Raw genomic sequence first — 12617 nt, 5'->3', positions numbered from 1 at the left:
AAAAGCGCCTTGTAAAGCGATTATTTTGCTCATTGCCGTATTTTTTTTATCAAGCGAGTCCAAATAACATCAGAACACCCGTCATTAGCGGCATACTTATCAAAAAGCTAATGGAAGAAACGAACCCCACCGCTTCTTCCTCCATTCCAGCAATCACGGAATTAATGACACCGAATAAAGGAATTGGAGCAAACACTAACAAACAAAGAACTGGCTTTAATAAAACTGGGATTGGTAAAACATAGAAAGCTGCGAACAGCACGAATGCCAGTCCGTACCGCAAGCTTAAAATTTTGATCACGGTTTGGGTGGTGTGCTTCGGTAAGCGGAAATCCAAAAATAAGCCAATCATAAACATGGACAAAAACGTATTTGCGATCCCGATTGGTTGGACAAGCGCCAATGCCGCTTCGGGAATCCTCCAATCCGCACTGCGGATAATCAGCATCACTAGATAAATAGTAAACGTTGGCGAACGCAGGAGATTCAAAAAGATTTTCCCTGGTTCAAACGTCGTCCGCTTTCCAATCAAGAATTCGATGAAAATCGTCGTTCCCCCTGCCAACATGATACTGTTCCCCATATCAAACAGCGAAATCAACGGAATCCCTAAAGGATAAAAGCTTTGGGCAAAAGGAATCGCAAAATTGCCGATATTAAAGCCTGAACCGCAGTACATCGCAAACTGCTGCAGCGTGTTCGATTCTTTTTTGGTCAAGAAAAATGCGAAGAGGATCTGAACGATCGTAATGATCAACGCGATCACAATCAAACTAAGCGCACTGACTTGTACTTGCATTGAAGCTAAATTCAAAATGATTGCTGCCGGTAACGTCACATTCAAAATAATTTTGGATAAGATCGAGCCATCCGCTTTTGAAAGGACATTTAGCCGCTTAAGAAAATACCCTAAGAAGATCATGGCAAATAAACCGGTGGCATTCAACACTATATTTCCCATTCCAACAAAAACCCTTCCTCTACAAAAATTTGAAAAAAGCGAACCAACAAGGCGGTTCGCTTTTTGCGATTAAAATGTTAATAAGAAATATTTTTTCTTGCCACGACGAATCACGACGTATTTTCCACCGATCCGATCACTTGCTTGGAGCTCGTACGTTAGGTCTTGGACGCGTTCCCCATTGATGTAGATGGCACCATTTTGAACGTCTTCTCTTGCTTGACGTTTTGATGGTTCGATTTTAGCAGTCGTCAACACTTCAACGATGTTCAAAGAATCATCTGCTGTTACCTGATGGCTTGGCACCCCTTTGAAGCCTTGTTCGATCTCTTCAGCGTTCAATTCTTTGATATTGCCGCTGAATAAACTTGCTGAGATACGTACGGCTTGTTCATAAGCCTCTGCCCCATGAACCAAAGTAGTGACTTCTTTTGCCAAGGCTTTTTGTGCTGCTCGAGATTCTGGTGCAGCGTTAAATTCTGCTTCGATCGCAGCGATTTCTTCTAATGATAAGAAGGTGAAATATTTCAAGAATTTGACTGCATCACGATCATCCGTATTGATCCAGAATTGGTAGAACTCGTAAGGCGTCGTTTTCTTGGCATCTAGCCAAACCGCATTGCCTTCTGTTTTCCCAAATTTCGTTCCATCTGCTTTTGTGATCAATGGCATAGTCAAACCGAACCCTTGGACTTCACGCTCACGACGTAATAATTCGATCCCAGAGGTGATATTGCCCCATTGATCGCTACCGCCTAATTGCAACAAGCAACCGTGGTTGTCGTAAAGATTCAAAAAGTCATAGGCTTGTAATAGCTGGTATGCAAATTCCGTGTAGGAGATCCCAGTTTCGATCCGACGTTTGACACTTTCTTTGCTCATCATGTAATTGATGGTAAAGTTTTTCCCAGTGTCGCGCAAGAAATCAATCAGTTTCAATTCCCCTAGCCACTCATAGTTATTGGCAATGATGGCAGGATTTTCTTGGTCATCAAAATCAATGAAGCGAGATAATTGGCTCTTGATACTTTGTGACCATTCTAAAACGGTATCTAGTGTGTTTAATTGACGTTCTTGATCTTTAAAGGATGGGTCACCGATCATTCCTGTACCACCGCCTACTAATGCGATCGGCACATGTCCGTTTTGTTGGAAACGGCGCAACATCAAAATAGGCAATAAATGACCAATATGCAGGCTATCTGCGGTAGGATCAAAGCCGATATATAGTTTCACAGACTCTTCATTTAATTGTTTGGTCAAGGCTGCTTCGTCTGTGGTCTGATGAACTAATCCGCGTTGCTTTAGCTCTTCAAAAAAGTCTGTACTCATTCTTTCTCCTCCTAATAATTGCTTCATTGTTCATCTTAACTGAAAAAGAGGTCAATGAAAAGTCTTTCTCTCAAAGTCCTTTACCAAAAAAGAAACTTTTAGGCAAATCCGTTCATTTTCCTTTATTATCGCTGGTTCAATACAAACACCAACTGGCATTTTCTCGCACACTTCTTTCGATAACAGATAGGGTGCTACCCAAGCGCCTTGTTTTTTGCTATAATTACACGGAATCTATTCTAATTTATTGAGGTGACTCTTTTTGTCCCAGAAAACGAAAAATCAAAAGAATACAGAAAACAAAAATAGAGGCTGGTTCTATTTCAACATCAGTCTTAGGGTTTTACATGCCTTGTTCTTAGTTGCTATTTCTTTGCTGGTTCTAGGCGGTTCTTTAGCCTTAGGGATCGGTGCCGGCTACTTTGCTTTTCTTGTGGAAGATACCGCAGCTCCTTCTAAAGATGAGTTACAAAAAGAATTGACCGACATCACAGAGACTTCTCAACTCGCATACGCTGATGGCAGCAAAATCGCAACGATTCGCTCGGATCTAATGCGAACGTCGGTTAATTCCGATCAAATTTCAGATTATTTGAAAAAAGCGATCATCGCAACAGAGGATGAATATTTTAATATTCATAATGGGGTCGTACCAAAAGCAGTCGTGCGGGCATTATTATCAGAAGCGACAGGCTTTGGCGGCAGCGGGGGTTCCACTTTGACCCAGCAGCTGGTAAAACAACAAATCCTTTCCAGTGAAACGACCTTTAAACGCAAAGCCAATGAGATTTTATTAGCCATGGAAGTGGAAAAATTTTTCGATAAAGATGAGATCGTCACTATGTATTTAAACATCTCCCCTTTTGGTCGAAACAATAAAGGGCAAAATATCGCAGGTGTGCAAGAAGCGGCGCAAGGAATTTTTGGCGTCAACGCAGCTGACCTGTCTTTACCGCAAGCAGCCTTTATTGCGGGTCTGCCACAAAGCCCGATCGTCTACAGCCCTTATACAAATACGGGTGAGATCAAGGAAAACTTGACCGCTGGCTTAGAACGAAAAGACTTCGTGCTCTTCAGTATGTATCGTAACCACGATATCACGAAAGAAGAATACGAAGAGGCGCTTAATTATGACTTGAAACAAGACTTCAAAAAACAAGAAGCCATTGAACAAACGGATCAAAGCTTCCTTTATTACACTGTGTTAAATGAAGCAAAAGACATTATTGCCAAACAGCTGGCAGATGAAGATGATGTCAGTGACGAAGAATACGCCAAAGAGGAAACCTATCAAAAATACTTCGAATTGGCGCAGCAAAAACTTGTTAATGGCGGCTATACCGTCACATCAACGATCGATAAAGATATTTATAATGCGATGCAAGATGCCGTCGACAAATACGGCTATATGCTAGACAACTGGGGTGACTCCACCATCGAAGTCGGCAATGTCATGATGGACAACGCCACTGGGAAAGTACTAGGCTTTATTGGCGGTCGTAACTATGCTGACAATCAATTCAACCATGCCTTTGATGCCAAACGCCAAGCAGGTTCAAGTATCAAACCCATGCTGGTTTACGGACCGGCGATCGAAAGTGGCTTAATGGGCTCTGAATCGATGGTTTCTGACTATGCCGCAAAATGGCGGACAGGAGAAAACGCCGGTGAGCCGATCGTCAATGCCACAAACCGTGGAACCAATACTTTTATGTCGATTCGTGAATCATTGGAGGTTTCCAGTAATATCGCAGCGACAAATATTTTCCAAGATCTTTGGGAAAAAGAAGGCGATCATTTTTATGCCTACACAAATTATTTAAGCAAAATGGGCTATCCCGAAGATAATAGCTGGGCGTATGAATCAGCGCCGTTAGGGGTTACAGATGTCACAGTCTTGAATCAAACGAATGGCTTCCAAACATTTGCCAATAATGGTGTTTATCAGCAAGGCTATATCATCGAATCAATCAAAGACAATGAAGGCGAAGTGCTTTACCAGCATGAAGCCAAACCTGTCCAAGTCTTTTCAGAAGCGACGGCTTCCATCATGACCGACATGATGCGTAGTGTCATCGATGAGCAAAAAACCAGTTCCTTTAAATCGGTTATCAGCGGATTGGATTGGAACCTCGGAAATGCCGATTGGGTCGGAAAAACTGGTTCCACCAACAACTGGTCGGACTCTTGGCTAGTCGTCTCCACCCCATCGATCACCATCAGCAGCTGGTCAGGTCGAGATGACAATAAAGGGACCGATAGCGCTGCAGGAACTCGGACAGCCAACTATATGGCTTACTTGATCAATCGTATTTATCAAACAAACCAAGAAGTCTTTGGTGTGAATCAGAAGTTTGAACTTTCTAGTGATGTCAAAAAAGCTCAAGTTTCCAAGTTTACTGGTACCCAACCAGGAGGAACCGTGCGAGTCGATAATCGAACCTATACCAATCCAAGCAGTACCGTTACTTCGTATTGGGCCACTGGCGGACCAGATACGGTCGATTTCAAATTTGGACTCGGTGGTTCAGATGCAAACTATGCTGACTATTGGAAAAAAGCATCTTCTAGCCGTTCAACCAATCGTTCGTCGAATACATCATCGAATAACGGATCCAACAATGTTACACCTACGGCAAATGATGAGGATGACGATGAGGAACAGCAAGACAATAATCAACAAAATACTAACAATGATGATGACTGATCAGCCTTGTGCTGATCAGTTTTTTTATGCAAAAAAAAAGTGTGAGGAGAAAATCCATAGATTTTCTCCTCACACGAACGATCGTTGAAGCAAAAAGTGGAACAACAAGGCGTTGTTCCACTTATCGTTTGATCAAATCGTTGCTTATTTCGTAGAGCTTTTTTCTGAAATACCGTAAGGCAAGACGATCGTTTTTTGTTCTACATCTTCTTTGTTCATCATTTTTGTCAATAGACGCATCGCAACGGCACCCATATCATACAATGGTTGCGTCACACTTGATAAGCGTGGACGAGCTGCTTCAGCCAATAATGAATTGTTGCTGGTGATGATCTCGAAATCTTCAGGAACTTTAACACCTTTGTCTAACAAACCATCTAAGACGCCGATGGCTAACTCATCGTCTGTGACATAAGCTGCTGTTGCACCACTGTTGATGATGCGATCAACTAAGGCTAAGCCTTCTTTAAAGCTGTATGGTGATTCGAAGATCAACCCTTCAGAATAGTCAAGGTTGTTTTCTTTCAAGGCTTCTTTATAGCCTTTCAAGCGGTTTTGGCCATTGATTGGATCGATCAAAGCACCGCTGACAAAAGCGATTTTTTGATTGTTTTTCGCCAATAATGAAACAGCATCTTTGGCAGCTGCTGTGTAATCGATATTGACGCTTCCTACTTGTTCATCAGGATCGATCGAACCAGCTAAAACGACTGGTGTTTTTGAGCGAGAGAATTCTCCGCGAATTTCATCCGTGATGCGATGACCCATGAAGATAACGCCGTCCACTTGTTTTGCTAACAAGTTGTTCAAAACGTTGACTTCTTTCATTGTATCGCCATCAGAGTTGGCTAAGATGATATTGTATTTATACATGGTCGCTACATCATCGATCCCACGAGCAAGTGATGAGAAGAACATATTGCTGACATCAGGAATGATGACACCAACAGTCGTGGTCTTTTTACTTGCCAACCCTCGAGCAACTGCGTTTGGACGATAATCCAAGCGGTCGATCACTTCCAGCACTTTCTTACGAGTTGCTGGTTTTACATTTGGATTTCCGTTGACTACCCGTGAAACAGTTGCCATCGATACATTCGCTTCCCGTGCAACATCATAAATCGTAATTGTTTGTTTTTCCATGATATATCTCCCTTATTCTATTTTCAGAAAATCTTATTTACATTTCTTTGTTAGGATAGCAAATTTTTTCCGTATTTGCAACCGTTTTAATTTTGTTTTCATGAAAACTTAGCAATTTCCTACTTTCCCCGCCCCTATTCTCTTCGAAAGCATGATAAAATAGAAAAAGAATACTTGAAAGAAGGTTTTTTCAAATGAATGATAAAAAAATCAATGAGTTAAATGGCTGGTTGAAAACCAATGGCGCAGATGTTGCCTATATTTCTAATCCAGCAACAATCGCTTATTTTTCAGGTTTTAAAAGTGAACCTCATGAACGGGTCCTTGCTTTGTTTGTCGCACCTGGAAAAGATCCCTTTCTTTTCACACCAGCTCTGGAAGTAGAAGAAGCAAAAAATAGCGGCTGGCCTTTTGACATTATCGGTTATCTCGATAGCGAAGACCCTTGGGCGAAAATCTGTCAGGAATTGACCTCTCGTTACCAAGTTTCTTCCTTGGCACTAGAAAAAAATGACCTTTCCGTCGAGCGCTATGAAGCATTGAAACGGTTTTTGCCACAGACCGATTTTTCTTTAGATGTGACTCCGGTCATTCAAAAAATGCAGTTAACTAAAACGGCTGCTGAGATCGACACCTTGCTAGAAGCTGGCAACTGGGCAGATGTTGCTTTTGAGATTGGGTTTGCTGCCATCAAAGAAGGCGTCAGCGAAATGGCAATCGTGGCAGAAATTGAGTACGAGTTGAAAAAGCGTGGGGTTTCCCATATGTCCTTCGATACAACGGTGTTAGCTGGTGCCAATGCAGCAAGTCCTCATGGCGTACCTGGTGACCGCAAAGTGACTGCCAATGAACTCGTCTTGTTTGACCTAGGGGTCGTTTGGAAAGGATATTGCAGTGATGCAACCAGAACGGTTGCCTATAAAGAACCGACTGCATTACAAAGAAAAATTTATGACATCGTTCTTGAAGCAGAACTAGCAGCGCAAGCAGCGGTCAAACCTGGGATTACCGCTGGAGAATTAGACAAGATTGCTCGTGATGTGATTACTGGCTATGGCTATGGCGACTACTTCAACCATCGTCTAGGTCACGGCATCGGGACCACGGTTCATGAGTTCCCCTCTTTGATCACTGGCAATGATTTAGTGATCGAAGAAGGCATGTGCTTCTCTATCGAACCGGGCATTTATTTACCAGATCAGGTCGGTGTCCGCATTGAAGACTGTGTGTATGTCACAGCAGATGGCTGTGTACCTTTTACCAAGACAGCAAAAGAATTATTGATCTTATCTTGATTTTCCTAATGAAACGGTGCAACATGTTGGCATTACATGAAAAGGAGTGTTCTTATGAGTAAAAAAGTGTTGGTTTTAGGCGGTACGCGTTTTTTCGGTAAATATTTGGTCCAATCACTAATTGATCAAGGATTGGACGTGACGATCGCTACCCGAGGGAACACAAAAGATTCCTTTGGCGATCAAGTCAACAGAATCATCTTCGATCGCACGGACGAAGAAAGTATCAAAACGGCATTAACAAAAGAAACCTATGAGGTCATTTTTGACAATATTGCTTATACTTCCAACGACATTGAGATTCTACTGCGTCATGTCACACCGAAGCGCTACATCGTTACTAGCTCAATGTCTGCGTACCATGAATTACACTTCGATTTGATTGAAGCGGATTTTGACCCTGCTAAAGAACCCTTCAGACTGGTCAGCTCTGAGGAGGTCGATTATGCACAAGGCAAGCGAACCGTGGAAGAGATCCTGACCCAAAAATACAGTCAGATCCCGTCCGTTTTTGTCCGCTTTCCTTATGTGATCGGTGCAGATGATTACACAAAACGTTTTACCTTTTACATTGACCATCTGATAAAGCAAAAGCCAATGGCTGTCGATAATCTAACGCATCAAATGGGCTTTGTGGATGCCCAAGAAGCTGGTAAATTTTTAGCGTTTCTAGGTACTAGCTCGTTCACAGGACCCATCAATGGTGCGTCAAAAGGTACAGTTTCCTTAGAAGAAGTGCTGCAATACGTAACGAAAAAAACTGGTCTTTCCCCGCTCTTTTCAGAAACAGGCGATCAAGGCCCTTATAATGGTACACCTGCTTATTCGATCAATGTGGAGCTCGCTGAGGAAATTGGTTTTTCATTCAGTCAACTGCAGGATTGGCTCTATCAACTTTGCGATTGGGAAATCGCCCAAGCATCAAACGAATAACTACCAAAATCACAAAAAACGTTCGCCGATTTAACTGGCGAACGTTTTTATCTTTTGAAGTAATCAAATTTTTGTATCCTTACTTATGCTTCAGGATTGTTTTTTTCTAATGTATCTTTTAATTCTTCTTTCGCATCTTCTAAGTCAGCTTTGGCATCTTTTGTTTCTGCTTTCGCTGTTTTTTTGGCATCATCTGCTGCTTTTCCAGCTTCTTTTTTCAATTCAGCTGCGGCTGCTTGACCGTCTTTTTTGGCTTCTTCAACGACAGGTTTTGCTTCTTGTGCCCCTTCTTTGACGGTTTGTTTCATATCCGCTGCAGAAGATTTTGCATCAATGATGATATCTTGCACCGTGTCATCAGCGTCTACTTTGGCATCTTTCGCTGATTCTTTGACCTCGTTCGCTGATTTTTTGAAGCGTTCTGATAGATCACCTGCTTGTTTCTTTAACTCTTCAACGGTTTCTTCTGATGAACCAGCTGCTGTTTCTTTTAAGTCATCGACTTTCGCTGTTAAAGAACCGGTGAAGTCAGATGCTTGCTCGCTTAGTTTTGCCGCTTTGTCTTTAGCGATATCGACAAGATCCGTACTTCTTTCTTTGGCTAAATCACCATAATCAGATGCTTTATCTAATAAATCGTCTGCTTGTTTTGCTAATTTATTTCTTAATGTTTTACCAGATTCTGGCGCCAACAAAAGTGCTGCTGCTGCTGCCGCTGTTCCTCCGATGATTGCTCCTAATAAAAATCCGCCTTTTTTACTCATTGAAAGTCCTCCTTTTATTTTTGGTTATTTTTGTCTTTGAAAAATTTCATGGCTGTTTGACCGACTTTTCCAGCTACCGTTGCTTTGGCAGTGGTCCGGCCAAGACTACCCACGCGCGTAATTAAATTTTTTCCAGAAACATTTAGTTCTGAAACACTGGTACTTAGATCTGCAACTGCTGTGAACAAAGGATCGATGGTTGCGACTTTTCCGTTCACATCTTGTAAAAGCTCATTCGTTTTTACCAAAAGACCTTCAACCTCTTTTGAAAGAATATCAACGTCTTTGGTAATGACACGGATGGTTGTGTTTGCCTCTTCGACCGTTTTGTCTACTTTGGTCATTGTCTTGCTGACTTGCATCAACAAACGAACGACGAAAATGACCAATACGACAAATGCAATCGCAGCAATCAATGCAGCTAGTTCTCCTCCTGACATAGAATGGCTCCTTTCCCCATTTACTTATATTAAGAATAGCATTTCACTGCACTTTCTACAAATAAAAGACTGCATTTTTAAGAAAATTATCCGCTTTCAACAGGAAATAATAAAAAAACAAAGCAATTTCATCAGAAATCGCCTTGTTTAGGAGTTTTTGTTATTTTTTTGACGCTTTCGGTGCTTCTTTGACTTCTTTTTGAGCCGGAGCTAGTTCTTTTCCTAACTCGATCAAATACTCTTTCAAGCTGTCTTTGACTTCAGGGTGCACTAGACCATACTCGATACTTGTTTTTAAGAAACCGAATTTGTCTCCAACATCGTAACGCTTGCCATTAAATTGATGAGCAAACACGCGTTGGGTTTTATTTAATGTGTCGATGGCATCCGTCAATTGGATCTCGCCACCAGCACCTGGTTCTTGATTGGCTAAAATATCAAAAATTTCAGGGGTCAGCAAGTAGCGACCAATAATTGCTAAATCACTTGGCGCATTTTCTGGCGCTGGTTTTTCAACAAAGTTTTTGACATTGAACAAGCCTTTTTCAACTTCCATACCAGGATCAATGATCCCGTATTTTGATGTATCTTCATGAGGAACATCCATGACAGCGATCGTTGATGCATGCGTTTTTTCATAATTATCGATCAACTGTTTCGTCAATGGTACTTGATCTTCCATCAAGTCATCACCTAGCATAACTACAAACGGTTCATTTCCGACAAATGCCCGAGCCTGTAATACGGCATGGCCTAATCCTTTCGGATGAGATTGGCGAATGAAGTGAAGATTTACGTCAGTTGTTTCTTCCACTAATTTCAAAAGCTCCGTCTTGCCTTTTTCTTTTAGATTCATCTCTAATTCTAAATTGGCATCGAAATGGTCTTCGATTGGACGCTTTGCTTTCCCTGTTACGATCAAAATATCTTCGATCCCCGATTGTAAAGCTTCTTCCACGATAAACTGGATCGTTGGTTTGTCAACAATCGGCAACATTTCTTTTGCCATTGCCTTTGTAGCTGGTAAAAATCGGGTACCTAGACCAGCTGCTGGGATAACTGCTTTTTTAACATTCATGTGACTCGCTCCTTTAATCATAATGATTGATCTACCGAAAATTCGTTTTCTTCTTTGCCGTCTCGCAGCATAATATCTTTCGCTGCTTGCTTGATGTCTTTGCCTTCATACAAGACCGAATAAATCGTTTCTGTGATTGGCATTTCCACCGACAAAGCTTCTGCTAATTCGCGGGCAGCTTTTGTGGTTGAAACTCCTTCAACGATCATCCCCATATTGTCTAATACTTCATCTAAGCTATGGCCTTTTCCTAATAGGTTTCCTGCACGCCAATTCCGTGAATGGACACTGGTACAAGTGACGATCAAATCGCCAACCCCACTCAATCCGATAAAGGTTAAAGGATTGGCACCCATTGCCACACCAAGACGACTGATTTCTGCTAACCCACGGGTCATGATCGCTGCCTTCGCATCATCCCCAAAGCCAAGTCCTGCGATAGCACCGGCACCAATGGCGATGATGTTTTTCAAAGCGGCGCCAGTTTCGACACCGATCACATCGTTATTCGTGTAGATTCTAAAGTAATCATTCATAAATAGCTCTTGTACATACTTAGCAGCCGCTTCATTTTCTGAAGCTGCCGTGATCGTCGTGATATCATGGACAGCGACTTCTTCAGCATGAGATGGTCCTGACAAAACAACGATTTCTTGCCGTTTATCAGCTTGGATCTCTTCGGCAAGTACTTCTGAGATTCGTTTATGACTGCCTTGTTCTAACCCTTTTGAGGCATGGATAATGACTGGCTTGCCAGTTGTTTTCTTAGTGAATTCTTGTGCCACGGCACGAATCGCTTTAGTTGGTACGACAAACAAGACGGCATCTGCCCCTTGGATCGCCTCTTCTAAATCTTTACAGCCTAGAATATTTTCAGGAAGCTTCAGATCTGGCAAATAATGCCGATTCGTATGATACGTATTTATTTCATCGATTTGGGCGGGATTGTTCCCCCAAATAGTCACTTCATGTCCATTTTCAGACAAGACTTGTGCCAAAGCAGTCCCCCATGATCCGGGACCTAAGACGGCGATTTTCTGTTTCACTATGGAAACCTCCTCTATCCTTTTCGCAAATTCATGCACTTCATCATTTTACCATAATTTCGATAAAATAACTGTTTAGATAATCGCTTGGTTCTTACCAAAGCTGCGGTTGTAATCCTTTAACGCTTGTTTTTTCCTGCGCCAGATCATTAAAGCGATCGCTCCAAAGAACAATAAAGCGGAAAGTGCCTGTGACACACGGATTCCACCAAATAAGTATAAACTATCGGTACGCATTCCTTCAATAAAGAAGCGCCCGAATCCATACCAAATCAAGTAGCTTAAGAAGACTTCGCCTTCTTTTAATAACCCAGCTTTCTTACGCAAGAAGATCAAAACGACAAATCCAATCACGTTCCAAACCGATTCATAAAGAAAGGTCGGCTGCCGAAACGCTTCATCGATATACATATTATCGATAATAAATTTCGGTATATACAAACTTTCTAAAAAAGAGCGGCTGACTTCTGCTCCAAATGCTTCATGGTTCATAAAGTTGCCCCAACGCCCGATGCCTTGAGCCAATAAGACACTTGGTGCGGCGATGTCTAAGAAGGTCCAGGGAGAAATAAAATTTCGTTGACAGAAAAAGTACAGCCAGATCCCCCCAGCGATCAATGCGCCGTAGATGGCGATCCCACCAGAGCGAATATTGAAAATTTGACTTGGGTCATCAATGTAGTATTGCAAGTCAAACAGAATATAATAAAGCCGCGCACCAATGATCGATACTGGCAATCCAATCAACATAAAATCAGTCACATCATCTGGCTTGAGCCCGACACGAACCGCCTCTCTCGTGCTTAACCACATAGCAATGATCACGCCTGATACGATAATGATCGCATACCAATAAATCGGCAAACCAAATAGTTCAAATGCGACTCGATTTACTAAACCTAACATCTATCTTATCCT

At 42.0% G+C, this 12617-nt stretch carries 11 protein-coding genes; 3 read left to right on the top strand and 8 right to left on the bottom strand.

The annotated features are described in order from the left end of the window. Nucleotides 1-49: 49 nt before the first annotated feature. Nucleotides 50-961, bottom strand: a complete 912-nt coding sequence (locus tag IGJ44_RS06880) for an AEC family transporter (RefSeq protein ID WP_074535700.1) — start codon at nucleotides 959-961, stop codon at nucleotides 50-52. Nucleotides 962-1030: 69 nt separating this feature from the next. After that, nucleotides 1031-2293, bottom strand: coding sequence for a tyrosine--tRNA ligase (tyrS, locus tag IGJ44_RS06875; protein ID WP_010748012.1), 1263 nt, complete (start codon nucleotides 2291-2293; stop codon nucleotides 1031-1033). Between the two features lie 262 nt (nucleotides 2294-2555). On the opposite strand from tyrS, the gene IGJ44_RS06870 reads away from it, so the two are divergent. Next, the gene (locus IGJ44_RS06870) at nucleotides 2556-5000 is read left to right on the top strand and encodes a transglycosylase domain-containing protein (RefSeq protein WP_074535699.1); all 2445 of its coding nucleotides are present in this window, start codon (nucleotides 2556-2558) and stop codon (nucleotides 4998-5000) included. Between the two features lie 144 nt (nucleotides 5001-5144). On the opposite strand, the gene ccpA is transcribed toward IGJ44_RS06870, so the two are convergent. Then, complete coding sequence (gene ccpA / locus IGJ44_RS06865; protein WP_008378470.1) at nucleotides 5145-6143, bottom strand: catabolite control protein A; 999 nt, start codon at nucleotides 6141-6143, stop codon at nucleotides 5145-5147. A 194-nt stretch (nucleotides 6144-6337) separates the two neighbouring features. Here ccpA and IGJ44_RS06860 point away from each other — a divergent pair, with 194 nt between their 5' ends. Both IGJ44_RS06860 and IGJ44_RS06855 read left to right on the top strand, forming a co-directional pair. Continuing rightward, the gene (locus IGJ44_RS06860; RefSeq protein WP_005225797.1) at nucleotides 6338-7438 is read left to right on the top strand and encodes a M24 family metallopeptidase; all 1101 of its coding nucleotides are present in this window, start codon (nucleotides 6338-6340) and stop codon (nucleotides 7436-7438) included. A 54-nt stretch (nucleotides 7439-7492) separates the two neighbouring features. Then, nucleotides 7493-8371 carry an NAD-dependent epimerase/dehydratase family protein gene (locus IGJ44_RS06855; RefSeq protein ID WP_074535698.1) on the top strand — a complete coding sequence of 293 codons (879 nt, stop codon included), beginning with the start codon at nucleotides 7493-7495 and terminating at the stop codon, nucleotides 8369-8371. 83 nt (nucleotides 8372-8454) lie between these two features. On the opposite strand, the gene IGJ44_RS06850 is transcribed toward IGJ44_RS06855, so the two are convergent. The 5 genes from IGJ44_RS06850 to lgt form a co-directional block, all read right to left on the bottom strand. Next, nucleotides 8455-9135, bottom strand: coding sequence for a YtxH domain-containing protein (locus IGJ44_RS06850; RefSeq protein WP_074535697.1), 681 nt, complete (start codon nucleotides 9133-9135; stop codon nucleotides 8455-8457). 14 nt (nucleotides 9136-9149) lie between these two features. Then, nucleotides 9150-9575, bottom strand: a complete 426-nt coding sequence (locus tag IGJ44_RS06845) for a DUF948 domain-containing protein (protein WP_005235398.1) — start codon at nucleotides 9573-9575, stop codon at nucleotides 9150-9152. Between the two features lie 160 nt (nucleotides 9576-9735). Next, entirely contained in the window at nucleotides 9736-10653 is a 918-nt protein-coding gene (gene galU / locus IGJ44_RS06840) for a UTP--glucose-1-phosphate uridylyltransferase GalU (protein ID WP_074535696.1), read from the bottom strand. A gap of 17 nt (nucleotides 10654-10670) precedes the next feature. Then, on the bottom strand, nucleotides 10671-11699 hold the full coding sequence (locus IGJ44_RS06835; RefSeq protein ID WP_167826706.1) for an NAD(P)H-dependent glycerol-3-phosphate dehydrogenase: 1029 nt from the start codon (nucleotides 11697-11699) through the stop codon (nucleotides 10671-10673). Nucleotides 11700-11774: 75 nt separating this feature from the next. Next, nucleotides 11775-12605 (bottom strand): prolipoprotein diacylglyceryl transferase, encoded by an 831-nt coding sequence (lgt, locus tag IGJ44_RS06830; RefSeq protein WP_074535694.1) that lies wholly within the window; start codon nucleotides 12603-12605, stop codon nucleotides 11775-11777. Nucleotides 12606-12617 lie beyond the last annotated feature (12 nt).

The organism is Enterococcus sp. DIV1368d, assembly GCF_050542975.1.
In the GTDB taxonomy this organism is placed as follows: Bacteria; Bacillota; Bacilli; order Lactobacillales; family Enterococcaceae; genus Enterococcus_D; species Enterococcus_D casseliflavus.
This window is presented reverse-complemented; position numbering and strand designations above follow the sequence as displayed.

Excerpts from the sequence above, each read along its gene's own strand:
- IGJ44_RS06880 (WP_074535700.1), bottom strand. The coding sequence starts at position 961 with ATGGGAAATATAGTGTTGAATGCCACCGGTTTATTTGCCATGATCTTC.
- tyrS (WP_010748012.1), bottom strand. The coding sequence starts at position 2,293 with ATGAGTACAGACTTTTTTGAAGAGCTAAAGCAACGCGGATTAGTTCAT.
- ccpA (WP_008378470.1), bottom strand. The coding sequence starts at position 6,143 with ATGGAAAAACAAACAATTACGATTTATGATGTTGCACGGGAAGCGAAT.
- IGJ44_RS06860 (WP_005225797.1), top strand. The coding sequence starts at position 6,338 with ATGAATGATAAAAAAATCAATGAGTTAAATGGCTGGTTGAAAACCAAT.
- IGJ44_RS06855 (WP_074535698.1), top strand. The coding sequence starts at position 7,493 with ATGAGTAAAAAAGTGTTGGTTTTAGGCGGTACGCGTTTTTTCGGTAAA.
- IGJ44_RS06850 (WP_074535697.1), bottom strand. The coding sequence starts at position 9,135 with ATGAGTAAAAAAGGCGGATTTTTATTAGGAGCAATCATCGGAGGAACA.
- IGJ44_RS06845 (WP_005235398.1), bottom strand. The coding sequence starts at position 9,575 with ATGTCAGGAGGAGAACTAGCTGCATTGATTGCTGCGATTGCATTTGTC.
- galU (WP_074535696.1), bottom strand. The coding sequence starts at position 10,653 with ATGAATGTTAAAAAAGCAGTTATCCCAGCAGCTGGTCTAGGTACCCGA.
- lgt (WP_074535694.1), bottom strand. The coding sequence starts at position 12,605 with ATGTTAGGTTTAGTAAATCGAGTCGCATTTGAACTATTTGGTTTGCCG.